Here is a 23,493-nt window from a genome sequence, read left to right on the forward strand (position 1 = left end):
TGGTTGGATGGGCGCATGTCGACACTGGATCCGATCCTGGACCTGAGCGCGGACGTGGTGACGCTCACCGAGCAGCTGGTCAACATCGAGTCGGTGAGCCACCACGAGCAGGAGATCGCTGACGCGGTCGAGGCCGCCCTGCGCCCGCTGCCCCACCTGGACGTCGTACGCCGTGGCAACACGGTGGTGGCGCGCACGGACCTGGGGCGGGCCGAGCGGGTGGTGATCGCCGGTCACCTGGACACCGTTCCGCTCAACGACAACCTGCCGGCCCGCCGCGAGGGCGACGTGCTGCACGGGCTCGGCACCTGCGACATGAAGGGCGGGGACGCGGTGATGCTCCGGCTCGCGGCCACGCTGCCCGCGCCGAACCGCGACCTGACGTTCATCTTCTACGAGGCCGAGGAGGTCGACTCCACCTACAACGGCCTGCGCCTGCTCACCGAGAGCGACCCGGACCTGGTGGCCGCGGACTTCGCGATCCTGATGGAGCCCTCCAACGCCGGGGTCGAGGCCGGCTGCCAGGGCACGCTCCGCGCCGAGGTGCGCACCACCGGCGAGCGCGCGCACTCCGCGCGCAGCTGGAAGGGCGTGAACGCCATCCACGGCGCCGGTGAGGTGCTGGACCGGCTGCGCGGCTACCAGGCGCGCACCCCGGAGATCGACGGCCTGACCTACCACGAGGGCCTCAACGCCGTCGGCATCCGCGGTGGCGTCGCGGGCAACGTGGTCCCCGACGAGTGCGTGGTGGAGGTCAACTTCCGCTTCGCCCCGGACCGCTCGTGCGAGCAGGCCGAGGCGTTCGTGCGGGAGTTCTTCGACGGGTTCGAGCTGACGATCACCGACCTGGCACCCGGTGCCATGCCCGGCCTGCACCTGCCGGCAGCCCGCGCGTTCCTGGCCGCGGTGGGCGGCCAGGCAGCGCCCAAGTTCGGGTGGACCGACGTCGCGCAGTTCTCCACGCTGGGCATCCCGGCGGTCAACTACGGGCCCGGCGATCCGATGTTCGCGCACAAGCAGGACGAGCAGGTGCCGGTGGCCGACATCGTGCGCTGTGAGCAGCAGCTGCGCCTGTGGCTGGAGGAGTCGTGAAGGACCAGTTCAAGGGCCCGGTCGTGATGCGCCGGGGGCAGGTGGACACCAGCACCACCGACCAGCGGCTGCTGGACTCCCGCGGTCCGTCCGACTGGGTGCACACCGACCCGTGGCGGGTGATGAAGATCCAGGCCGAGTTCGTGGAGGGCTTCAACGCCCTGGCGGAGCTGGGCCCGGCGATCGCGGTCTTCGGCTCAGCCAGGACCCAGGTCGACCATCAGTTCTATGCGCTGGCCGAGCGGGTCGGGGGCGCGCTGGTGGATGCCGGCTTCGCGGTGATCACCGGGGGCGGGCCGGGTGCCATGGAGGGGGCGAACAAGGGCGCCAGCGAGGGCGGCGGCGTCAGCGTGGGACTGGGCATCGAGCTGCCCTTCGAGGCGGGGCTGAACCGCTGGGTCGACATGGGGATCAACTTCCGCTACTTCTTCGCCCGCAAGATGATGTTCGTCAAGTACTCCCAGGGGTTCGTGGTGCTGCCCGGGGGACTGGGCACCTTCGACGAGCTCTTCGAGGCGCTGACCCTGGTGCAGACGCAGAAGGTCACCTCCTTCCCCGTGGTCCTGATGGGTGTGGACTACTGGTCGGGGCTGCTTGACTGGATGCGGGACACGGTGCTCGCCGAGGGCAAGATCAACGCCTCGGACCTGGACATGATCACGCTGACCGACGACGTCGACGAGGCCGTGTCCTTGATGGTGCAGGCTCGCGAGGGGCGCTACCGGACGCCCGAGCCGGAGCTACCGGAATGACGACGACCCGAATGACGACGTGCTCGAGGAACGGGGCCAGACGATGATGTGGTTGTTCGCGATCCTGGTGGTGCTGGTGCTCGGCGGGGTGGCCGCGGCCGCCGCCGGTGGAGCGGGCACGCTGCCTCCGGTGGAACGGGTCAGCGGCCTGGAGGACCTGCCCGAGGGGCCCCTCGGCGCCGCCGAGCTGCGTCAGGTGCGCTTCCCGCTGGCGGTACGTGGCTACCGGATGCGCGACGTCGACGCCCTGCTGGACCGCCTGGCCGGCCAGCTGGAGCAGTCGCAGCATCCGGTTTCGGCACAATCAGACAACGACTCGCCCTGAATCTGGCCATAACGTGGCGGGCACCACAGACGCTGGGGCACACTTCCCTGCGTGTCGACTGAAATCATCGTCTGGGTCCTGACGGCCCTCGCCCTCGTAGTCATCCTCCTCACGCGCGTGCGCCTGGGCAAGGACGAGACCGAAGGCCCCATGAAGGTCAACAAGCCCGCACTCAACGTGCACACGGCCGCAGGGCTGCTGGCCTTCATCGGCTGGTGCGCCTTCATGTTCTCCCCAGAGGACTCCCGCCTCCACGAGGACACCGTCGGCATCGCCGCGCTCGCGCTGTGGTGGTGCGCTGCCTTCGCGGGCCTGGTACTCCTCATGCGGTGGCTCCCCTCGCACGGTCGTCACGCGACCAACGTCGAGGAGGACACCTGGAGCGAGGGCCCCGGCCTCTCCATCCTGGCCCAGGGCGGTCTCGTCATCGGCGTGCTGGTCTTCACCTACGCGTTCGCCACCGGGGTCGTCTGAGGCAGCGCCGCCGGTCGTGATCAGCGGCCCTCGAAGACGGGCCGGGTCTTGGCCAGGAACGCCTCGACCGCCTGCCGGTGGTCGGCGGTGAGGCCAGTCCTGGTCATCAACGTCGACTCGTGCGCCAGGGACTCGGCGAAGGAGTGCTCGGCCGCGTAGGTCACCGCGGACCGGATCGCCCCGAGCGCCACCGTCGGGCCCTGGGCCAGTCGCAGGGCCACCTCGTGCGCGAGCCCCATCAGCTCCTCAGCCGGCACCACGCGTCCCGCGAGCCCGATCGCGACGGCCTCGTGCGCCCCCACGGTGGTGGGGAGGTAGAGCAGCTCGAGCGCCTTCTCCCGGCCCACGAGCCGAGGCAGGGTCCAGCTCGTCCCGCTGTCGCAGGAGAGTCCGATGCCGGCGAAGGCGAAGTTGAAGCCGGCCGGCTCGGCCAGGATCCTCAAGTCACAGGCGAGCGCGAAGCTCGCACCCGCACCGGCCGCGACGCCGTTGACCGCAGCCAGCACGGGCTTCGGCATCGTGGCCAGCGCGGTGACGATCGGGTTGTAGTGCTCGGTCACCGTGCGGAACAGCGAGTCGGGAGCGTCGCTGCGCAGGATCTCCACGTGCTCCTTCAAGTCCTGGCCCACGCAGAAGGCCCGGCCGGTCCCGGTGAGGAGCACCGACCGGACCCGCTCGTCGGCGGCGACGTCGTGGACCACCTCGAGCAGCAGCTCCTTCGTGGTGACGTCGAGGCTGTTCATCGCCTCAGGCCGGTTCAGGGTGATGGTGGCGACGCCGTCGGAGGTCTGGAGCAGCACAGGTGCGGTCATGCGCACCCAGTGTGCCGGAAACCGCGGTGACCGGCCCGCTCGATCGTCTCGGCCCCAGCCTGCCCGTGGGTCAGTCGTGGGCCAGGGTGCGGGTGACGAACCGGTCGGCGCCTGCGCGAAGCCGTCCCGCCTCCTCGGCGAAGTAGGCCGATGCCCCCCGGCCGGGCCAGTCCGGGGGGAGCAGCGACTCCGGGAGTCCCGGGTCGGTGAACAGGAACTTGCGCCACTCGTGGACCAGGTGGAAGCGCGCCGCGAACGCCGCCTCGTCGGGGTCGTCGTGCGCCGCCAGGTGCTCGGCGACCTGGTCGGCCACCTGGGCGAGCCAGCTCTCGTACGCCGTGCCGAGTCCCGCGAGGTCCCAGGCAGCCAGTGGCGCGGACGGGGGAGCGAAGTCGTCGACCGTGGTGACCACCGCGGTGGTGTCGCAACGCTGGAGCACCTCGGTGAGCTCGGGACGGGCGAACGGGCTCACCCACACCGCCGGTCGCAGCTCCGCGTAGCCGAGGTAGACCAGCTCGCGCTGCACCCGCGACCGCAGCGCACGGCCCATCGCGGCCTCCAGGACCAGCAGCTGCCAGCGCCCGTCCCACTCGCCGACCTGCCGTCGGTAGATGCGGCTCGCGGCCTGGTCGAGACGGCGTACGGCCTGGGCGGTGGCCGCGTAGCCGCGGCCACCGGGCAGCGACACCGGCTCCAGCCAGCCCTGGGCGACCATCCGCGAGATCGCGGTACGGACCGCGGGGGCGCTGATCCCCAGGGGGTCGAGCAGCCGGACCAGACCAGCGACGCAGGCCCGGTTGTCGCGGTCGGGCAGGAGATCGCCGTACACGTCGAAGAGGGCGGAGCGTGCATGCATGCGGCTGAGTGTGGCAGCCTGATAGCGGACCTGTCCCACCAACCGTCTTGGCCCTGTGGTGCCGGTCACGACGGGTATGGGGGATAATAGGTGCCTAGGCATCGCTGCGGCCACACCGAGCCGCGCAACAACAGGGAAGCAGAGGTGTGCTCATGGCGGCCATGAAGCCGAGGACGGGCGACGGACCGCTGGAGGTCACCAAGGAGGGTCGCGGCATCGTGATGCGCGTACCCCTCGAGGGCGGCGGCCGGCTCGTAGTTGAGCTCAATGCCGACGAGGCACGAGCTCTGGGTGACGCGCTCAAGGACGTCGTCGGCTGATCGTGACCCCCCTCGAGACTCCCGTGCTGCCGACCCAGGCATCCCCGCCCGAGTTCGCCCTCAGCGAGCACTCGCCCCACGAGATCGGGGGAGTGGAGTGCTGGGCGTTCCCGGTGCTGCCCGCGGACGGCGACGGTGGGCTGAGCCTGGGCCCCGGCGCCGACGAGGCGGGCGAGGCCCTGGGCCTGGACCTTCTCGCCCTGCTGGAGTCGGTCAAGGCCGACGGCCACACCGGAGAGGTGACGCCCGTGCCGGTGGCCTCGGGTGACGTGAGCCTGGTGCTGCTGGTCGGGGTCGGGGAGCAGTCGGCCACCGACTTCCGCCGCGCCGGCGCCTGCCTGGCGCGGGCCGTCAAGGACCGCGAGAGCGTGGCCACCACCATCGCCTCCATCGCCGGCGACGCTGCCGTGGAGGCGTTCGTGGTCGGGGCCATGCTGGGCTCGTTCACCTTCCACTGGCGCTCCGACGGGCCTCGGCAGCGTCCGGTGCGCCAGGTCGTGCTGGCCGGGCACCGCGACGCCGCAGGAGCGCGGGCCCAGCTGGACCGGGCGCTGGCGCTGGGCGGTGCCGGCTGGCGCGCCAGGACCCTGGCCACGGTGCCCTCGAACCTGAAGAACCCTGCGTGGCTGGCCGACCAGGCCTCGTCCCTGGCCGAGTCCGCCGACCTCGAGGTGAGGATCTGGGACGAGAAGCAGCTCGAGGCGCAGGGCTTCGGCGGCATCGTCGCCGTCGGCAAGGCCTCGGCGACGCCGCCGCGCCTGATCCGGCTGGACTACCACCCCGACTCCTCCGCGGACTCAGGCAAGGGCAAGGGCAGGGGCAGCGGGAAGCGCTCGGCCGCGGTGCCGCACGTGGTCCTGGTCGGCAAGGGCATCACCTTCGACTCAGGCGGCCTGGACATCAAGCCCGCCGAGGGCATGGTGAGCATGAAGCGGGACATGACCGGAGGCGCCGTCGTGCTCGCCACCATGGCCGCGCTCGCCGACGTCGGGTGCCCCGTGCGGGTCACCGGTCTGGTGGCTTGCGCGGAGAATGCGATCAGCGGCAACGCGATGCGTCCCGGCGACGTGATCGTGCACTACGGCGGCCGCACCTCGGAGGTGAACAACACCGACGCCGAGGGTCGCCTGGTGCTGGCCGATGCCATGGCGTACGCCGTGGCGGAGCTGGCGCCTGACGCCCTGGTCGACGTCGCCACCTTGACCGGGGCGATGAAGGTCGCCCTGGGTCAGCAGACCGGCGGGTTCTTCGCCAACGACGAGGCCCTGGCCTCCGCGGTGGCCGAGGCCGGCCGGCTCTCCGGAGAGCAGGTGTGGCGGATGCCGCTGGTGGCCGACTACGAGGAGAAGCTCTCCTCCAAGGTCGCCGACGCCGACAACGCCGCGGGCGGCCCGGGCGCGATCACCGCCGCGCTGTTCCTCCAGCACTTCGCCCAGGACGTGCCCTGGGCCCACCTGGACGTCGCCTCGGTCGGGGACGCTCCCGCGGAGCGCTACGAGTGGACGACCGGCCCCACCGGCTTCGGGGCTCGGCTGCTGCTGACCTGGCTCGGCTCCCGGGCACCGCTCGAAGGAGTCCGGTGAGGGGACTCAGCGTCCGTTGGTCGCTGGTGGACGCAGCGCCCGGGGTCGAGGACGAGCTGGCCGACTACGTCGCGGAGACGTCGTACCCCAAGTTCTCGGGGATGGCCGGGCTGCGCTTCAAGACCTGGCGGCAGCGGCCCGGCGAGTGGTTCGAGGGCAGCTACGTGTTCGCGAGCCCGGAGGACCGCGAAGAGTTCGAGGCAAGCTTTCGCGCCGGCGCCCCAGCGTCGCCGGTGTCCCGGATCGTCGGCTCGCCCCCGGTGCTCATCGAGCCGTGCGACGTCGTCGCCGTGGCCGAGGGCTGGGAAGGCTTCCAGGCCGCCCCCAGAGCCGCCGTGGAGACCTGAGCGGGGCTCAGGACTCCCCGGCCCACTCCTTCTTGGCGACCAGCAGGCCGTCACCCACGGGCAGCAGGGCCGGGACCAGCGACTCGTGCTCGCTGATCTGGCGCAGCAGCTCGCGGATCGCCACGGTCTGCTCGTCGCGCTGGGCCGGATCTGCGACCTTGTCGTGCCACAGGGCGTTGTCGAACGCCACCACGCCGCCGGGTCGGAGCAGGCGCAGGGCCTCCTTGAGGTAGGCGGAGTACTCGTGCTTGTCCCCGTCGCAGAACACCAGGTCGTAGTGGCCGTCGGTGAGGCGCGGCAGCACGTCGAGCGCGGCGCCGCTGATGGTGCGGGCGCGCTGCGGGGGGATGCCGGCCTCGGCGAAGGTCTCCTTGGCCAGGCGCTGGTGCTCCGCCTCGATGTCGACGGTGGTCAGCACGCCGTCCGGGCGCATCCCACGCAGCAGCCACAGGCCTGAGACGCCGGTGCCGGTGCCGATCTCGACCACGGTGCGGGCCTCCAGCACGGCGGCCAGGAAGCGCAGGGCGGCTCCGCCGCCGGCGCCGATCGAGGTCACCCCGACCTCCTCGGCGCGGGACCGGGCAGCGGCGAGGACGTCGTCCTCGGCGACGAACTGCTCGGCGTAGGTCCAGCTCGCAGGCTTGATCGGGGTGGTGATGGTGACCTCCTGGGTCGGTCCTGAGGTGTGTCGGGAACTCCCTCGCGGCAGGCGCGAGATGTCTGCGGACTCTACCGCGAATGAGAGTTCGGGGCTCCGGGAACACCGTGGGGGTCCGGATCGTTCTCGTCTCGAGCGGACTTCACGGCTCGCTCACAGCCTTCTCTCAGTCCCACTCGATAGCGTCGGGCCTCCCCCCGGTGCACGACACGTTGGAGAGCATGTGTTCGGCGCACCGTTCCGCACCCAGCAGGAGGCCCCCGTGACGGACTCGACGCAGCAGACGTCGGAGGTCCCCACGTGGGACGAGGTGGTCACCCGCCACTCCGACCGGGTCTTCCGCCTTGCCTACCGCCTGACCGGCAACCGGCACGACGCCGAGGACCTCACCCAGGAGGTCTTCGTCCGGGTCTTCCGCTCCCTGGACTCCTACACTCCCGGCACGTTCGAGGGCTGGCTGCACCGGATCACCACCAACCTCTTCCTCGACTCCGCCCGGCGCCGGCAGCGGATCCGGTTCGACGCCCTCTCCGACGAGCGGGCGAGCCGGCTGACCAGCTCCGAGGCGACCCCGGACGCGGCGTACGCCGACCAGATGTTCGACGACGACGTGGAGCGGGCCCTGGCCACGCTGCCCCCCGACTTCCGGGCCGCGGTGGTGCTCTGCGACGTGGAGGGCCTCAGCTACGAGGAGATCGCGGAGATCCTCGACGCCAAGCTGGGCACCGTGCGCTCCCGGATCCACCGGGGCCGGGGCATGCTGCGCACCGCGCTGGCCCACCGGGCCCCCAGCGACGGACGCGAGCGCTATGCCGGGCCGACCAGCGAGGCGCTCCCCGCCCTGGGGGGCCAGCAGTGATCGGCCACCTCGGAGCCCGGGTCAGCGCACTGCTGGACGGCCGTCTGCCGGCTGCGGAGGAGGAGCGGGCCTGGGAGCACGTGCACGTGTGCCACCCCTGCCGTGACCTGGTGGAGCGTGAGGGCTGGGTGAAGACCCGGCTCGCGGAGCTGGGCCACGACGCCGCCACCGCGCCGCTCTCGCTCAAGCAGAACCTCACCCAGCACCTGCTGACGCTGTCCCCGGAGGCGTTCGGCGCGTCCGGTGCCGTGGGCTCCGGTGACGCCAGGTCCCGCACCCGCTCGCTGGTGGCCCTGGGCGCCGGCGCGGTCGGCGTCTCGGTGGTGGGCGTGCTCGCCCTGGGCGCGGCACCGGCCAACACCCCGCCGGCGGAGCGTCGCGCGCCGGCCACCAGTCTGGTGCGACCGGCCCCCAGCGTGGACAACGTGTCGCGGGAGAGCCCGACGACGCGTCTGGGCCTGCGGCGGGAGAAGATGGGTCCGTGAACGATCAGGAGCCCCCGGGGCCGACCGGGGCCGACCACGGGGCCGACCACGGGGCCGACGGGGCGCTGCCGCCGTACCCGCAGCCCGGGCGCCCGGCAGAGCCGCACGCAGAGTCGCGAGTGGATCCGCTGGCTGACACCCAGCCGTACGGCGCTGCTCAGGAGCCCGCGCCGGCCTCCGAGCAGCCGGGGCACGCCGCCCCCGGCGCTGCCGGTCAGCACTCGGCGCCGGCCTGGACCGGCGATCCGGGGCATGAGCGGGAGGCGACCCGCCCGCTGCCCTTCGGCCCGGTGCCGTTCGGTGCCGCGCCGGCCGGGCCCGCAGCCGGGGACCCGGCGCCCGTCCAGCATGGCCGGCGGCTGCCCGCGTGGACGTGGCCCGCGGTCGCGGCGCTGGCGCTGGTGGTCGGGCTCGTGGGCGGTGCGATGGGTGCGGCGCTCTACGAGTCGAGCGAGGACCCCGCCGTCTCCCGCGGACTGAGCCCCTCGACCACCCGGACCGCTCCGCCGATCTCCGCGTCGAACCAGTCGGTCTCCGCGGTCGCCGAGGAGCTGCTGCCCAGCACCGTGCAGATCCTCGCCGGGTTCGACGGATCGGACGGCGGAGCCACCGGGTCCGGTTTCGTGCTGGACACCGAGGGTCACGTGATCACCAACAACCACGTGGTGGCCGACGCCGCCGACGACGGCACCATCGACGTGGTCGACTCCGAGGGCACCACGCACACCGCCACCGTGGTCGGGCGCAGCAGCGTCTACGACCTCGCCGTCCTCAAGGTCGAGGCCAGCTCGTCGCTGCGGCCCGCCAGCCTGGGGTCCTCCACCGGGCTGAGGGTGGGGGAGCCGGTGGTCGCGTTCGGCGCACCGCTGGGGCTCAGCCAGACCGTCACGTCGGGGATCGTCAGTGCCCTGAACCGTCCCGTCACCACCGGTGAGACCGATGACACCTCGTCGTTCATCAACGCGGTGCAGACCGACGCCGCCATCAACCCGGGCAACTCCGGCGGACCTCTGGTCAACCTCGCCGGCCAGGTCGTGGGCGTGAACTCCGCCATCGCCACCACCGGTGGCTTCATGCAGGAGGCCGGCAACATCGGGGTCGGTTTCGCCATCCCGATCGAGCAGGTCGAGACCACCGCCCAGCAGATCCTCAGCACCGGCGAGGCGCGCTACCCGGTGATCGGAGCCACCGTCCAGACCGGCGAGTCCAGGGAGTTCCAGGGCGCTCGCATCGACGAGGTGCGCGACGACACCCCGGCCCAGGACGCAGGGCTGCGCAGCGACGACCTGGTGGTCGCGGTGAACGGCCAGCGGGTCACGGACGGGATCTCGCTGATCGTCTCGATCCGCACCCACCAGCCGGGCGAGACCCTGGAGTTCACCGTGGTCCGCGGCGGCAAGGAGAGCAAGGTCAAGATCACCCTGGACTCCGAGGTCGGCTGAGCCGGTTCAGTCCTCCGAGCCGCGGGCGTCGGCCTCCACGAACGGGTGCTCGTCGACGAACTGACGCGTCTCGGTGTACATCTGGGCGATGAAGGCCTCCAGCTGCTCCGACTCCACCCGCCATTGCCCGCGGCCGCCGATCTTGATCGCGGGGAGCTCGCCTCGTCGGACCAGGGCGTAGACCTGGGCGCTGGAGGTGTTGAGCACCTCCGCGACGTCGGCAAGGGTGAGGAAGCGTGGGGTGCCGGGCATTGCCCCATGGTGCCAGCCGCGTCCACACGGGTGCCGACCCCCGGGGGTCTTCCTGTGGACAACTGGCGGAGCCGCGCGCGGCAACCGCGAGGATGAGGGCCGTGCTGAACTCTTCGGGGAACCTCGACGCTCCGCCCGCGCTGCGCGCGACCACGCCCGGCTGGCGTGATCCCCGGCTCTGGATCGGGGTGGCGCTGGTGGCCGTCTCGGTGGTGGTCGGCGCCAGGGTGGTCGGGGGTGCCGATGAGTCGGTGGCGATGTGGTCGGTCTCCCGCGAGCTGGCGCCCGGCGACGTCCTTGAGCCCTCGGACCTGGAGGTCACCCGGGTCAGGTTCGCCCAGCCGGCGGACGCCCGCGCCTACTTCGGCGTCGACGACGAGCTGCCCGCCGACCGCTACCTGCTGCGCGGCATCGGGGTGGGGGAGATGGTGCCGCGGGCCGTGCTCGGAGCCCCCCGCTCGGACATCGCCCACGTGTCGGTCTCCGTGCCGTCGGCCCAGGTGCCGCCCTCGGTGCGCAGCGGCTCGGTGGTCGACGTCTGGCTCGCCCCGCGGCCGGGGGCGGAGACCGCCCGGGCCAGGCTCGCGGTGAGCGAGGTGACAGTGGTGGAGGCGCCCCGGGCCAGCAGCGGGTTCGGTGCCGAGGGGCAGCGGCAGCTGGTCCTCGGCGTGGCCGACGAGGGTGTCGACCTGGCCCGGGTGCTCACCGCCAGCGGCACCGACCGCCTGATGCTCGTCGGGCGCGGCTGAGATGATCTGCGTCCTGTTGCTGGCCTCCGGCGCCGCCTGGGAGTCCCCGGCGCTGGCACAGCTGGGGACCCGGCCCGGCATCGTGGTGCTCAAGCGCTGCGTCGACGTCGACGACCTGATGGCCACCGCGGCCAGTGGGCAGGCCGACGTGGCCGTGGTCTCGCTGCTGGCCCCGGGCCTGGACGCGGAGGCCGTCGCCCACCTGCGGCGCCACGACGTGCGGGCCGTCGCCGTCGCCGCGAGCGGCGTCGGGGAGGACCTCGCGGTGCGCCTGGCGCGGCTCGACGTGCGGACCGTGGTGACCAGTGACCAGCTGGAGTCGCTGCCGGACGTGGTGAGCACGGTGGAGGGAGGCGCCGACACCCGACCACGCTCCGACCCCGGGGCCAGCCTCCACCAGCGGCCCGCCGAGGACGGTGCCGTGCACAAGGTGGTGGCGGTGTGGGGGCCGGCCGGGTCTCCGGGTCGGACCACCCTGGCCACCGCCTTCGCGTCGGAGCTGGCCCGCCGCGACACCATGACCCTCCTGGTGGACGCCGACCCGCGCGCTGCCGCCGTGGCGCAGCACCTCGGAGTGCTGGACCAGGTCTCCGGGGTGCTGGCCGCCTCGAGGCTCGCCGCGTCCGGCTCACTGCCCGAGCGGCTCCCCTCGGCGTGCCGTGCCGTGACCCCGATGCTGGGCGTGCTGACCGGCCTGCCTCGCGCCGACCGGTGGGTCGAGGTCCGACCCGGAGCCCTCGGTGAGGTGCTCGAGGAGGCCCGGAAGAGCTGGGAGGTCGTTGTCGATGCCGGGTTCGACCTCGGTGACGACACCTGGGACCGGGGCACGGGTGCCCCGCACGCCTTGACCCTGGAGTCGCTGGAGGCCGCCGACGACATCGTGGTGGTCGGCTCCGCGGACCCGGTCGGCCTGGCGCGGCTGGCCCGCGGCCTGGTCGACCTGCGTGAGGTGCTCGGGGAGGTGCCGGTGCGGGTGGTGGTCAACCGGATGCGTTCGTCGCTGGGGTGGTCGCAGCCGGACGTCGCCGCGATGGTGGAGGGCTTCGCCCTCGTCGCCGGCCTGCACTTCCTGCCCGAGGACCAGGCCGCGGCCGACCGTGCCCTGGTGGCAGGCCGCGCGGTCGGCGAGGACGGGGACTCCCCGCTCTCCCGCGGCATCGCGTCCGTGGTGGACGCGGTCCACCCGGCCAGCTACGCGGCCCGTCCGAAAGGTCCGCGCGGGCGCCTCCCGGGCCGGGTCAGGAAGCGAAGAGCAGGTACAGCCCGCCCGCGGTGAACGCCACCATGGCGACCAGGAGCGGCAGCTGGCCGGTGAGCTGGTGCCGCGCAGGCAGCAGCCTGATGGCGCGGTCGTGAGCGGCTACCACGCCGAGGATGTGGCCGATCACCACGCCTGCCACCTTGATGTTGGCCAGCAGGGTCGGGTGGTAGGAGAGCCAGTAGTTCACCGACCAGTCGGCCGTCCCCAGCCAGTTGTCCCCCCGCGACAGCGGGTCGCTCATCTGGATCAGCGTCGTCTGGCCGTACTCCACCAGGTAGGACAGGTAGTGGGCCACGATGTAGCCCACGATGATCGGCACCATCGAGTGCGCGAAGAGGTCCGGGAGCGCGGAACGAGCGGTGCCGGAGCCCACGCCGGTGGCCATGGTCGCCACCACCAGGACCGCCGTCACTCCGGCGCAGAAGGCCAGCAGGGCCAGGTTGTTCCACACCGTGCCGCTGATCTCCGACCCCTGCACGTGGCGCAGCCACATGGGCGACTCGCGGAAGGAGTCGAAGGCGGTGGAGCCGAAGAGCACCCCGACCACCCCGACCAGTCCGGGCCGCGCCACCACCGAGTCCAGGTTGGCCAACGGCGAGCGCAGCACCAGGACGTCGCCACGGCGGCCCCACACCGACAGGTGCGCCACCAGGGTGGAGTAGACCTCGAACGGATCGGCACGGGCCAGGAAGCGGGTACCGAAGAGCGTGCCCCCGGCGAGCATCACCGCGAGGTAGACCGCCAGCCACAGCCGCAGGGTGCCGAGCTCGGTGGAGTGCGGGTGCACCAGCTCGAGCCAGACGAAGGCGTACAGGCCCAGCGCCGCGGGCCAGTAGCCCAGCCGGGCGGGGTAGTCGTAGATGCCCCGCTCGGGGTCCGAGCCGGTGGCCCGGGCGATGAGCTCCACGATGGTGCGCAAGGGACTCACCGCACGCCACACCGGACCCAGCAGCAGGCTCAGCGGCACCAGGCCCACCCAGACCAGCACGTAGAACATGCCGAAGATCGGGTTGATCACCAGGTCCTGGCCGAGGACCGCGGCTACGGCCGCGTAGCCGAGCAGCAGCAGACCCAGGACCTTGGCGGCCCACCGGTACGCCGGCGCCGCCACGAGGGACTGCAACCAGGCGGGTGCCGGCCGGCCGGAGCTCGCCGCGTCGTAGCGCGGGGAACGCCACGCCACCGCCAGGACGGTGAAGGAGATGACGAGCGCGGCGACCGCACCCGCTACCGCCAGCTCGCGGGAGATCGGGAGGTCCTTGGCTCCTCCCAGGCCGTGTGCCCAGAGGTCGGGCGCCATTTCAGCGCACTTCGAGCTGGAGCACCACCAGCGCCGGGTCGTGGGACTCCACCTCGACCACGCCGGGCTGGTCGATGGTGACCTCGTGCTTGGTGACGCCGGCGGTGAACTCGATCTCCTGCTCCGGGGTGGAGTGCACGTGCAGCTCGCCGGCACGGTCCGCGGTGATGACGATCTTCACCGGCTCGCCTGCGGCGACCTCGATCCGCTCGCCCTTGGGGTCGAAGGAGTCCTGCTCGAGGGTGATCTCGATGGGGGCCGGCTCCTGCGCCTGGGTCTGGGACGCGGTGGGCGTCGAGGTGGGCGTCGAGGTGGGCGTCGAGGTAGACCCGCCCTCCGAACCCGGGGTGGTGTCGACGTCGTCACCGCAGGATGCGAGGGTTCCCAGCACCAGGCAGGACAGCGCGAACCCGGTGGCAAGGCGCAGGCGAGATCGGGACGGGACAGGCATCGTGGTCTTCACTCCTCGGATGTGTTGGTTTCTGTCAGACTCCCATGCGCAGCCAACCACCTCGACGGAAGGGGACACATGAGCGAGCGGCTCCGGCCGCGGGACCTGGCCTTCCTGGCCACGGATTCGCCCTCCACCCCGATGCACAACGCCACCCTCGAGGTCTTCGAGCCCGGCAAGCGCGGCTTCGACTACGCGAGCGTGGTCGACCTCATCGCGGAGCGGATCGCCTACGTGCCGCGCTACCGCCAACGGCTCCAGGCGGTGCCGGGCCGACTGGCGAACCCGGTCTGGGTCGACGACCATGAGTTCGACCTCAGCTACCACGTGCGGCGCTCCGCGCTGCCCCGTCCGGGCACCATGGACCAGCTGCTGGAGCTCGCGGCGCGGATCGTGTCCCGGCCGCTGGACCGGAACCGCCCGCTGTGGGAGGTCTACGTCATCGAGGGCCTGGACGAGGGCAGGGTGGCGGTGCTGGCCAAGTCGCACCAGATCCTCGTCGACGGTATCCAGACCGTCGACCTGGGCCAGGTGATGCTGGACGTCAGCCCTGACCAGGAGCCGCTGGGCCGGGACGAGTGGCGCCCCGAGCGCACTCCGACCGCGGCGTCGCTGGTGCTGGGGGCCATCGCCGACAGTCTCGACTCGCCCGCCACGGTGCTGAGCACGACCCGCAGCAACCTGGGGTCCTTCCTGCGCACCGCAGACTCCGCGGTCAACCGCGTGGGCCAGGTGGCCAGCGCACTGTCCAACCGCCGTCCGACGCCGGAGTCCCCGGTCAACGGTCCGCTGTCGCAGCAGCGAAGACTGGTCACGGTGGCCACCGACCTGGCCGACTACCGCCGGATCCGCCGGGTCCACGGCACCACGGTCAACGACGTGGTGCTGGCCACCGTCACCGGTGGCCTCCGCGGCTGGCTGATGACGCGGGACGAGGCGTTGTACGGGATCCGGCGGCTGCGCGCCATCGTCCCCATGTCGGTCATCGACGACGAGCTGGAGCCCACCTCCCTGGGCACCCAGGTGACCGGCCACGAGGTCAACCTCCCGGTCGGTGAGCCCAGTGCGGTGGTGCGCCTGCTCCAGGTCAGCCACAGCTTCCACGGCCACAAGGAGACGGGCCGGGCGGTGGGTGCGGAACGGCTCGCGGGCATCGCCGGGTTCGCGCCCACCACGTTCCACGCACTCGGGTCCCGGGTGGCGGGTGCGGAGCTGCGGCGCGGCTTCCACCTCTCGGTCACCAACGTGCCGGGACCTCAGTTCCCGCTCTACGCCGCCGGGGCCCGGATGCTCGAGAGCTATCCGGTGCACCCGCTGCTGCCCGGACACGCGGTGGCGATCGGGGTGACCTCCTACGACGGCCAGGTCTTCTACGGCATCACCGTGGACCGGGACCTGATCCCCGATGCCGACGTGCTGGGCCAGTGCCTGGTCGAGGCGCTGGAGGAGCTGAGCGACTCGGCCAGCGACACCCGCCCGCGGGCGCCGCGCGGCCGCAAGAAGCAGAGCCCGGACCGGCGGAAGCCGCGATGAGCACCCGGGTCTACCTCCCGGCTGACTGGCAGGGCGTCGTCGAGCGCGTCGAGGTGCACCGCATGGTCCAGGCCATGGGGGACGCGCCGTCGTACGCCGAGCACACCGGGTACGCCGTCACTCCCGCGCTGCGCGCCGCGCTGCCCGACTGCGACGACGAGGAGCTGGAGCACGTCGCCATGACCCAGGCGGCCCAGGAGTCGCTGCACCACTTCGTCACCGACGACGGTCCGCGCCGGCGCCTGGTGCTGGTGGTGGAGGCCACGGAGGTGGAGCAGGTCGACGACGTCGCCCAGGTCCGTGCCGAGGTCTCGATCCCCGGCGACGTGGTCGCCTGGCTGGTGGACACCGAGGAGGCCGGAGAGGACGTCTCCGCGGCCGTGGCGGCGCTCGATCGCGGCGACCTGGAGGCCTTCGAGGAGGCCGCCGAGCGGTGCCTGGACCACGAGCTGGCCTGGTTCGCGGCCACCGAGGTCGACGAGGTCATGGGCCTGCGCTGAGCGCTCGCCCGGCGGCGCTGACCCCGTCGCTCACGTCGGTTGCCGGGCTCTGACACGATCGGGACATGGACGGCATCGCGTTTCCCCCGGCTCCCACCAACGAGACGAACCTGACCTATGCTCCCGGCTCGCCGGAGCGAGCCTCCCTGGAGCAGGAGCTGGCCCGGCTGAAGGGCCTCCAGCCCCTGCTGCCCGCGCACGTGGACGGGGAACGGCGTCCCGGTCGCGGTGCGGAGCTGACCGTGGTGCAGCCGCACGACCACCAGCACGTGCTGGCGACGTTCCACGGCTCCACCGCCCAGGACGCCCAGGACGCCGTCGCGGCAGCCGCCCGCGCCGCGGCCCCGTGGCGGGACCTGGGGCTGGACGAGCGGTCCGCGATCCTGCTCAAGGCCGCGGACCTGCTGGCCGGACCGTGGCGGCAGCGGCTCAACGCCGCCACCATGCTGGGGCAGTCCAAGACGGCGTACCAGGCCGAGATCGACGCCGCCTGTGAGCTGATCGACTTCTGGCGGTTCAACGTCCACTACGCCAAGCAGATCCTCACCGACCAGCCGATCGCCAACTCGCCAGGGGTGTGGAACCGGACCGACCACCGTCCCCTGGAGGGGTTCGTCTACGCGATCACCCCGTTCAACTTCACAGCCATCGCCGGAAACCTGCCCACGGCTCCGGCGCTGATGGGCAACACCGTCATCTGGAAGCCCTCACCGACCCAGCAGCTGGCCGCAAGCCTGACCATGGAGCTGCTCGAGGAGGCCGGCATGCCGCCGGGGGTGATCAACATGCTGCCCGGGGACGGTCTGGAGGTCTCGAAGGTGGCCCTGGCGCATCCCGACCTGGCGGGCATCCACTTCACCGGCTCCACGCCCACCTTCCAGCACCTGTGGCGCACGGTGGGGGAGAACATCTCCGGCTACCGGTCCTACCCGCGGATCGTGGGGGAGACCGGGGGCAAGGACTTCATCGTCGCCCACCCGTCGGCCGACCCGGACGTGGTCCGGGTGGCGATGATCCGGGGCGCCTTCGAGTACCAGGGCCAGAAGTGCTCGGCCGCGTCGCGGGCCTACGTCGCCCGGTCGGTGTGGGACGCGATCCGCGACCAGCTGCTCGCCGACGTGGAGGCGTTGCCGATGGGCGACGTCAGCGACTTCTCCAACTTCATGGGCGCGGTCATCGACGAGCGAGCGTTCGCCAAGCACCAGAAGGCCCTGGCGCGGGTCGCCGGCACCGACCACCTGACCCTGCTGGCGGGGGGCCAGACCGACGGCTCCGTGGGATGGTTCGTCAGGCCGACCGTGGTGGAGTCGACCGACCCGACCGACCAGATGTTCTCCGAGGAGTACTTCGGCCCGATCCTCGCGGTGCACGTCTACGAGGACGCGCAGTTCGAGCAGGTCGTGACCCAGCTGGAGTCGTTCGCGCCGTACGCCCTCACCGGGGCGGTCATCGCGCAGGACCGAGCCGCGATCGCCTGGGCCCAGGACGCGCTGCGTTTCGCGGCCGGCAACTTCTACGTCAACGACAAGCCGACCGGGGCCGTGGTCGGACAGCAGCCCTTCGGCGGCGGGCGCGCATCGGGGACCAACGACAAGGCCGGGGCGGCGGTCAACCTGCTGCGCTGGACGAGCCCGAGGTCGATCAAGGAGACGTTCGTGCCGCCCAAGGACCACCGCTACCCGCACATGGGCTGAGGTGCGCTCCCGGACCGGGCGGTGCCGGGCCGGCACCCCGGGGGGAGCCACCACCGGGAACCAGCACGGGGGACAATGAGGTCATGACGCCGTACCTGCCGCCGCAGATCCCGCCGATGCACATGGGCGCCCTGCACGGCTACGAGCAGGCCCTCACCCTCGTGCTGGCCTTCGGTCCGTTCCTGGTGCTCGGGGTGCTCGTGTGGCTGCGGCGCCGGGAGGACCGGGAGGCCTCCTCCGACTCAGACCGGGCGGGAGGCGAGGTAGTCGGTGCCGACCGTGTTCTCGGTGCGCAGGGCCTTGACGAGGAGGTCGTGGACCAGCCCCTCGATCTTGCCGCCGACCAGCGGGATGGACACCTTGACGTCGAGGGTGACGGTCTCGGTGGTCACCCCCGCTGACTCCGCCAGCTCGGCGACACCGGTGATCTGACCCGGCTTGCCGGGGATGCTGACGGTGTAGTCGGCCCTGGCGTCCTGCCACGTCTCGGTCTGCACGATGTCGATCCGGTCGCCGACGAACTTGGCGGCGAACGAGGGGATGCCCGAGGCCGCCTGCACCCGCTGCACCCTCACCTGGGTGCCGGCCGGGGTCTCCTCGACCTGGACCGAGTGGCTGAGGACGTGCTGACGCTGGCACACCTGGTCACGGAACGCGGGGTCCAGCAGCATCGCGGCGACAGCGTCCAAGGGGGCGTCGTAGGTGAGGACGTGGTGGATTCGCTTGGTCATGGAGACATCATGGCGCCTCGATGTGACGCGCCGGTAGCCGGCCGTGTTGTATGTGTCACAGCTCGCGTCCTAGGGTCGAGTCCGTGGCCACCCCCGCTGACGAAGAGAAGCTCGACCTCCTGAGGCAGGCCGTGGCCTGCCGCGGCAGCGAAGACGTCGACGGCGCCCCCTCCGCAGGCGACGTGGAGGTCCTGCTGCCTGCCTACTACCGGCACGCGCCGCCGGAGGACCTGATCGATCGCACGCCCGCGGATCTCTTCGGCGCCTTCCTCAGCCACTACCGGGCCGCACGGGTCCGACCCCAGGGCCGGGCGGTGGTCCGGGTCAGCACTCCCGGAGCCGACGACGACGGCTGGTCCGCGAGCGGTCACTCGGTGGTCGAGATCGTCACCGACGACATGCCCTTCCTGGTCGACTCGGTCACCATGGAGCTCGCCCGGCAGGGACGCGAGGTGCGCGGGGTCATCCACCCGCGGTTCTCGGTGGGCCGGGACCTCGCCGGTGAGATGGTGACGCTTGCGCCGCTGGACGAGACCGCCGCCCACGAGCACCTCGAGCAGGCTCCGGCGGAGTCCTGGATGCACGTGGAGATCGACCGGGTCACCGATCCCGAGGAGCCGGCGCGGCTGGCCGAGGCCCTCGAAGGGGTGCTTCGCGACGTGCGCGAGGCGGTCGAGGACTGGGAGAAGATGTGCGCCCAGGCCTCCGAGATCGTGGCACAGCTGCGCACCGCACCCCCGGACCTGCCCGCAGCGGAGATCCGCCAGGGCAGCGAGCTCCTGGAGTGGCTTGCCGATGACCACTTCACCTTCCTCGGCTACCGCGAGTACGCGCTCGAGTCCTCCGGGGACGACCTCGCGCTGCGGGCGGTGCCCGGCACCGGGCTGGGCATCCTGCGCGCGGACCCGGACATGTCCGGCTCCTCGGGCCGGCTGGGGCCGGTGGTGAGGGAGAAGGCGACCGAGCGCACCCTGCTGGTCCTGACCAAGGCCAACTCCCGAGCCACCGTGCACCGCTCGGCGTACCTGGACTACGTGGGGGTGAAGACCTTCGACGAGCACGGCAACGTGGCTGGCGAGCGCCGCTTCCTGGGGCTGCTGGCCAGCCGCGCCTACACCGAGTCCATCACCCGGATCCCGCTGCTGCGGGAGAAGGCGGCGGCGGTGCTGGCCGCGGTCGGGTTCGACGACCGCAGCCACGCCGGCAAGGCCTTGATGGACACGCTGGAGAACTATCCGCGGGACGAGCTCTTCCACACTCCCGCGTCCGAGCTCACGCCCATCGCGCAGAGCGTGATGTACGTCGGTCAGCGCCGGCAGCTGCGCGCCTTCGTGCGTCGCGACACCTACGCGCGCTACGTCTCCGCCCTGGTCTACCTGCCCCGGGACCGCTACAGCACCGCGGTGCGGGAGCGCTTCGCCGAGATCCTCCGGGAGCAGCTGGGTGGGGAGACGGTGGAGTTCACGGCCCGGGTGGACGAGTCCAACACCGCCAGGGTGCACTTCGTGGTCCACCCGGCGCGGGGACAGAGCATCGGCGAGTTCGACACCGCGAGGATCGAGCACCTGCTGTCCGAGGCCTCGCGCTCCTGGCGCGACGACCTGCTCGCTGCCCTGGTGGCCGAGCACGGTGAGGACCGCGGCTCTCAGCTGGCACAGGCCTACGCGCGCTCCTTCCCCGAGGCCTACAAGGAGGACTTCAGCCCCCTGACCGGCGCCGCGGACCTGGCCCGGCTGGAGGCCATCGAGGGCGAGGAGGGCGTTGACCTGCAGCTCGCCCCGGCGCCGGCCGGCGAGCGCGACCAGGCCCGGCTCAAGGTGTTCCGGGCCGGGTCGCCGCTGTCGCTGTCGGAGGTGCTGCCGATCCTCTCCTCGATGGGCGTCGAGGTCGTCGACGAACGCCCCTACGAGCTCGAGGGCCTGTCCCGCAGGACGCACATCTACGAGTTCGGTCTGCGCCACCAGGGGCCGCTGCCGGACCGTGCGCGCACGCTGTTCTCCGACACCATCCGCGCCGTCTGGGACGGGCTGAACGAGATCGACGGCTTCAACGCCCTGGTCCTGAGCGCGGGCCTGACCTGGCGCCAGGCCACCGTGCTGCGCGCCTACGCCAAGTACATGCGACAGGGCCGCTCCCTGTTCTCCATGGGCTCGATCGAGTCGGCGCTGCGGGTCAACGTCGACATCACCCGGCTCCTGGTGCGTCTGTTCGAAGCGCGCTTCGACCCCGGGGAGAACGGCGCCCCGGGCGACGACGAGGCCCGGGTCGCGCGGGTCGAGGAGCTGCAGGGCCAGATCCGGGCCGCCCTGGACGAGGTCGCCAGCCTCGACCACGACCGCATCCTGCGCTCCTACCTGACCCTGCTCGGGGCGACGCTGCGCACCAACTACTTCCGGCCGGCCGGCGACGGCGGGCCGCGGTCCTACATCTCCTTCAAGCTGGACCCGTCCTCGATCCCGGAGCTGCCCGAGCCGCGACCGCAGTTCGAGATCTTCGTCTACTCCCCGCGCGTGGAGGGCGTGCACCTGCGCTTCGGCGCGGTCGCCCGTGGTGGTCTGCGCTGGTCGGACCGGCGCGACGACTTCCGCACCGAGGTGCTGGGCCTGGTCAAGGCGCAGATGGTCAAGAACACGGTGATCGTGCCGGTGGGTGCCAAGGGCGGCTTCTACGCCAAGAGGCTGCCCGATCCCGGTGACCGGGAGGCCTGGCTGGCCGAGGGGGTCGCCTGCTACCGGACCTTCATCTCGGGCCTGCTCGACATCACCGACAACCTCGTGGACGGAGCCTGCGTGCCGCCGCCGGACGTCGTACGGCACGACGGGGACGACGCCTACTTGGTGGTGGCCGCGGACAAGGGCACCGCGACCTTCTCCGACATCGCCAACGCGCTGGCAGGGAAGTACGGGTTCTGGCTGGGGGACGCCTTCGCCTCCGGCGGCTCCGTGGGGTACGACCACAAGGCCATGGGCATCACCGCCCGGGGCGCGTGGGTCTCGGTGCAGCGGCACTTCCGCGAGCGGGGCATCGACTGCCAGCGCGAGGACTTCACCTGCGTCGGCATCGGCGACATGTCCGGAGACGTGTTCGGCAACGGCATGCTCTGCTCCGAGCACATCCGACTGGTGGCGGCCTTCGACCACCGCGACATCTTCCTGGATCCCGATCCCGACGCCGCCGCGTCGTACGCCGAGCGCAAGCGTCTCTTCGAGCTGCCACGCTCCAGCTGGGCCAGCTACGACACCTCCCTGATCTCGCCCGGGGGAGGGGTGTTCAGCCGTCGCCTCAAGTCCATCCCGCTGGACGAGAGGGTCCGGCGGGCCCTCGGCATCGACGACGCGGTGGAGTCGATGACACCCGCCGAGCTGATGCAGGCGATCCTGCTGGCCCCGGTGGACCTGCTTTGGAACGGCGGCATCGGCACCTACGTCAAGGCGAGCACCGAGACGCACGCGGACGCCGGCGACAAGGCGAACGACCCGATCCGGGTCGACGGTGCCCAGCTGCGGGCGCGGTGCGTGGGGGAGGGCGGCAACCTCGGCTTCACCCAGCTGGGGCGGATCGAGTACGCCTCGGTCGGTGCGGACGGGGACGGCGGCCGGATCAACGCCGACTTCATCGACAACTCGGCCGGGGTCGACACCTCCGACCACGAGGTCAACATCAAGATCCTGCTGGACCAGGTGGTCAAGGACGGCGGGATCGACACCGAGGGTCGCAACACCCTGCTCGCGGCGATGACCGACGAGGTCGCCGGCCTGGTGCTGCGGGACAACTACGAGCAGAACCTCGCCCTGGCCAACGCGGAGGCCCAGGCGCCGGCGCTCCTGCACGTGCACGAGGACTGGATGAAGACCCTGGAGCGGCGTGGCGTGCTGAACCGGGAGCTCGAGGGCCTGCCCTCGGGCAAGGAGGTGCGCCGCCGGATCGAGCGCGGCGAGGGGTTGACGACCCCGGAGCTCTGCGTGCTGCTGGCCTGGACCAAGATCGTGCTGGCCGATGAGCTGCTGGCCACCGAGCTGCCCGACGACCCGTACCTACGCCTCGACCTGATCACCTACTTCCCCTCCAACATGCGCCAGGACTACCGGGCGCAGATGCTCACCCACCCGCTGCGGCGCGAGATCATCACCACCCAGGTGGTCAACGACCTGGTGAACGGCGCGGGCATCACCTACTGGCCGCGCCTGGCCCGGGAGACCGGGGCTGGGGCGGCCGAGCTGACGCGTGCCAACTTCGTGGCCCGGGAGCTCTTCGGCTCCCTGGCCCTGCGCGACGAGATCCGGCAGGCCGACAACCGGCTGCCCGCCGCGGTGCAGACCCGGATGCGGCTGGAGATGCGCACCCTGGTGGAGCGGGCCTCGCGCTGGCTGGTGGCCAACCGGCGCGCGCCCCTGGACAGCGACGCCATCGTCGACGCGCTCAGCGTGCCGGTGCAGAAGGCGATGCTCGAGCTGCCGAACCTCATCGGTGGTCGCGAGCAGCTCGCCTTCGAGGGCAGGCGTGACTCCCTGACCCAGCAGGGTGTGCCCGAGGGCCTCGCCACCCGGGTCGCGGTGCTGCCCGCGGCGTACTCGTTGCTCTCGATCCTCGAGACCGCCGATCGCGCGGGCGAGGCGACCGCGGACGTGGCCCGCCTGCACTTCACCCTCGGCGAGCGGCTGGGACTGCCGGCGCTGGTGCAACGCATCCTCAGCCTGCCCCGGGCCGACCGGTGGCAGGCGATGGCCCGGGCCGCGCTGCGGGACGACCTCTACTCGGTGCACGCCCAGCTGACCGCGCAGGTGCTCTCCGGGACGCGGGACGAGGGGTCGGCCGCAGCCCGGGTCGCCGTCTGGGAGGACGCCCACTCGCAGCTGGTGGCCCGTTCCGCGGAGACCCTGGAGGAGATCTGCCTCGACGACGAGGCGGACCTGGCGCGGATGTCCGTGGGGCTGCGGGTGGTGCGCGGTCTGCTCACCATCGGCTGACCGCGGGTGCGGATCCGCCGCGGGGCAGGGGCTGCGACGCAGGCGTCTAC

Annotated in this window: 23 protein-coding genes; 16 read left to right on the plus strand and 7 right to left on the minus strand. The window is 71.9% G+C overall.

Features of this window, described 5'->3' with window-relative positions:
* The first annotated feature begins 15 nt into the window (after positions 1-15).
* Genes dapE through C5H89_RS13780 form a run of 4 tightly spaced genes read left to right on the plus strand, consistent with a single transcriptional unit; the run spans position 16 to position 2,643 of the window.
* Positions 16-1,092 carry a succinyl-diaminopimelate desuccinylase gene (gene dapE, locus C5H89_RS13765; RefSeq protein WP_104107575.1) on the plus strand — a complete coding sequence of 359 codons (1,077 nt, stop codon included), beginning with the start codon at positions 16-18 and terminating at the stop codon, positions 1,090-1,092.
* Between the two features lie 26 nt (positions 1,093-1,118).
* Positions 1,119-1,844 (plus strand): TIGR00730 family Rossman fold protein, encoded by a 726-nt coding sequence (locus C5H89_RS13770; RefSeq protein ID WP_104107692.1) that lies wholly within the window; start codon positions 1,119-1,121, stop codon positions 1,842-1,844.
* A gap of 19 nt (positions 1,845-1,863) precedes the next feature.
* Positions 1,864-2,169, plus strand: a complete 306-nt coding sequence (locus tag C5H89_RS13775; protein WP_240181869.1) for a DivIVA domain-containing protein — start codon at positions 1,864-1,866, stop codon at positions 2,167-2,169.
* A gap of 51 nt (positions 2,170-2,220) precedes the next feature.
* A complete protein-coding gene (locus tag C5H89_RS13780; RefSeq protein ID WP_104107576.1) occupies positions 2,221-2,643 on the plus strand; it encodes a hypothetical protein in 423 nt (140 codons plus the stop codon).
* 20 nt (positions 2,644-2,663) lie between these two features.
* On the opposite strand, the gene C5H89_RS13785 is transcribed toward C5H89_RS13780, so the two are convergent.
* Together C5H89_RS13785 and C5H89_RS13790 are read right to left on the minus strand one after the other, a co-directional pair.
* Positions 2,664-3,455, minus strand: a complete 792-nt coding sequence (locus tag C5H89_RS13785) for an enoyl-CoA hydratase-related protein (RefSeq protein WP_104107694.1) — start codon at positions 3,453-3,455, stop codon at positions 2,664-2,666.
* Positions 3,456-3,525: 70 nt separating this feature from the next.
* Complete coding sequence (locus tag C5H89_RS13790) at positions 3,526-4,311, minus strand: PaaX family transcriptional regulator C-terminal domain-containing protein (RefSeq protein WP_104107577.1); 786 nt, start codon at positions 4,309-4,311, stop codon at positions 3,526-3,528.
* A gap of 152 nt (positions 4,312-4,463) precedes the next feature.
* On the opposite strand from C5H89_RS13790, the gene C5H89_RS13795 reads away from it, so the two are divergent.
* Genes C5H89_RS13795 through C5H89_RS13805 form a run of 3 tightly spaced genes read left to right on the plus strand, consistent with a single transcriptional unit; the run spans position 4,464 to position 6,561 of the window.
* A complete protein-coding gene (locus C5H89_RS13795) occupies positions 4,464-4,631 on the plus strand; it encodes a DUF3117 domain-containing protein (RefSeq protein ID WP_082587569.1) in 168 nt (55 codons plus the stop codon).
* 2 nt (positions 4,632-4,633) lie between these two features.
* Entirely contained in the window at positions 4,634-6,214 is a 1,581-nt protein-coding gene (locus tag C5H89_RS13800; protein WP_104107578.1) for a leucyl aminopeptidase, read from the plus strand.
* Positions 6,211-6,561, plus strand: a complete 351-nt coding sequence (locus C5H89_RS13805) for a hypothetical protein (protein ID WP_104107579.1) — start codon at positions 6,211-6,213, stop codon at positions 6,559-6,561. Before C5H89_RS13800 ends, C5H89_RS13805 begins: the two co-directional genes overlap by 4 nt.
* 7 nt (positions 6,562-6,568) lie before the next feature.
* On the opposite strand, the gene C5H89_RS13810 is transcribed toward C5H89_RS13805, so the two are convergent.
* A complete protein-coding gene (locus C5H89_RS13810) occupies positions 6,569-7,219 on the minus strand; it encodes an O-methyltransferase (RefSeq protein WP_104107580.1) in 651 nt (216 codons plus the stop codon).
* Positions 7,220-7,277: 58 nt separating this feature from the next.
* Here C5H89_RS13810 and sigE point away from each other — a divergent pair, with 58 nt between their 5' ends.
* From sigE to C5H89_RS13825, 3 genes are read left to right on the plus strand one after another with little or no spacing between them, the layout of a single operon-like run.
* Positions 7,278-8,078: an RNA polymerase sigma factor SigE gene (sigE, locus tag C5H89_RS13815; protein ID WP_275887125.1), complete on the plus strand. Its 801-nt coding sequence runs from the start codon at positions 7,278-7,280 to the stop codon at positions 8,076-8,078.
* Entirely contained in the window at positions 8,075-8,563 is a 489-nt protein-coding gene (locus tag C5H89_RS13820; protein ID WP_104107582.1) for a hypothetical protein, read from the plus strand. Before sigE ends, C5H89_RS13820 begins: the two co-directional genes overlap by 4 nt.
* Positions 8,560-10,005, plus strand: coding sequence for a trypsin-like peptidase domain-containing protein (locus C5H89_RS13825; protein ID WP_104107583.1), 1,446 nt, complete (start codon positions 8,560-8,562; stop codon positions 10,003-10,005). The genes C5H89_RS13820 and C5H89_RS13825 overlap by 4 nt, the downstream gene beginning before the upstream one ends.
* Before the next feature lie 6 nt (positions 10,006-10,011).
* On the opposite strand, the gene C5H89_RS13830 is transcribed toward C5H89_RS13825, so the two are convergent.
* The gene (locus tag C5H89_RS13830; RefSeq protein ID WP_101523778.1) at positions 10,012-10,257 is read right to left on the minus strand and encodes a helix-turn-helix domain-containing protein; all 246 of its coding nucleotides are present in this window, start codon (positions 10,255-10,257) and stop codon (positions 10,012-10,014) included.
* A gap of 101 nt (positions 10,258-10,358) precedes the next feature.
* Between C5H89_RS13830 and C5H89_RS13835 the strand changes: the two genes are divergently transcribed.
* Together C5H89_RS13835 and C5H89_RS13840 are read left to right on the plus strand one after the other, a co-directional pair.
* A complete protein-coding gene (locus C5H89_RS13835; protein WP_104107584.1) occupies positions 10,359-11,006 on the plus strand; it encodes a hypothetical protein in 648 nt (215 codons plus the stop codon).
* 1 nt (position 11,007) lies between these two features.
* Positions 11,008-12,282 carry a hypothetical protein gene (locus C5H89_RS13840; RefSeq protein ID WP_104107585.1) on the plus strand — a complete coding sequence of 425 codons (1,275 nt, stop codon included), beginning with the start codon at positions 11,008-11,010 and terminating at the stop codon, positions 12,280-12,282.
* On the opposite strand, the gene C5H89_RS13845 is transcribed toward C5H89_RS13840, so the two are convergent.
* Complete coding sequence (locus C5H89_RS13845) at positions 12,245-13,567, minus strand: hypothetical protein (RefSeq protein ID WP_104107586.1); 1,323 nt, start codon at positions 13,565-13,567, stop codon at positions 12,245-12,247. The genes C5H89_RS13840 and C5H89_RS13845 overlap by 38 nt on opposite strands.
* Before the next feature lies 1 nt (position 13,568).
* Complete coding sequence (locus tag C5H89_RS13850) at positions 13,569-14,018, minus strand: hypothetical protein (RefSeq protein ID WP_162799375.1); 450 nt, start codon at positions 14,016-14,018, stop codon at positions 13,569-13,571.
* A gap of 78 nt (positions 14,019-14,096) precedes the next feature.
* Here C5H89_RS13850 and C5H89_RS13855 point away from each other — a divergent pair, with 78 nt between their 5' ends.
* The 3 genes from C5H89_RS13855 (at position 14,097) to pruA (ending at position 17,745) form a co-directional block, all read left to right on the plus strand.
* Positions 14,097-15,551: a wax ester/triacylglycerol synthase family O-acyltransferase gene (locus tag C5H89_RS13855; RefSeq protein WP_104107588.1), complete on the plus strand. Its 1,455-nt coding sequence runs from the start codon at positions 14,097-14,099 to the stop codon at positions 15,549-15,551.
* Positions 15,548-16,051, plus strand: coding sequence for a hypothetical protein (locus C5H89_RS13860; RefSeq protein ID WP_104107589.1), 504 nt, complete (start codon positions 15,548-15,550; stop codon positions 16,049-16,051). Before C5H89_RS13855 ends, C5H89_RS13860 begins: the two co-directional genes overlap by 4 nt.
* 65 nt (positions 16,052-16,116) lie before the next feature.
* Complete coding sequence (gene pruA / locus C5H89_RS13865; RefSeq protein WP_104107590.1) at positions 16,117-17,745, plus strand: L-glutamate gamma-semialdehyde dehydrogenase; 1,629 nt, start codon at positions 16,117-16,119, stop codon at positions 17,743-17,745.
* Between the two features lie 242 nt (positions 17,746-17,987).
* Here the strand turns inward: pruA and C5H89_RS13870 are convergent, their stop codons facing one another.
* Entirely contained in the window at positions 17,988-18,476 is a 489-nt protein-coding gene (locus C5H89_RS13870) for a DUF2505 domain-containing protein (protein WP_104107591.1), read from the minus strand.
* 83 nt (positions 18,477-18,559) lie between these two features.
* Here C5H89_RS13870 and C5H89_RS13875 point away from each other — a divergent pair, with 83 nt between their 5' ends.
* Complete coding sequence (locus tag C5H89_RS13875; RefSeq protein ID WP_240181871.1) at positions 18,560-23,443, plus strand: NAD-glutamate dehydrogenase; 4,884 nt, start codon at positions 18,560-18,562, stop codon at positions 23,441-23,443.
* The last annotated feature ends 50 nt before the right edge of the window (positions 23,444-23,493 follow it).

Source organism: Nocardioides sp. 616, from assembly GCF_002930065.1.
Classification (GTDB): Bacteria; Actinomycetota; Actinomycetes; order Propionibacteriales; family Nocardioidaceae; genus Nocardioides; species Nocardioides houyundeii.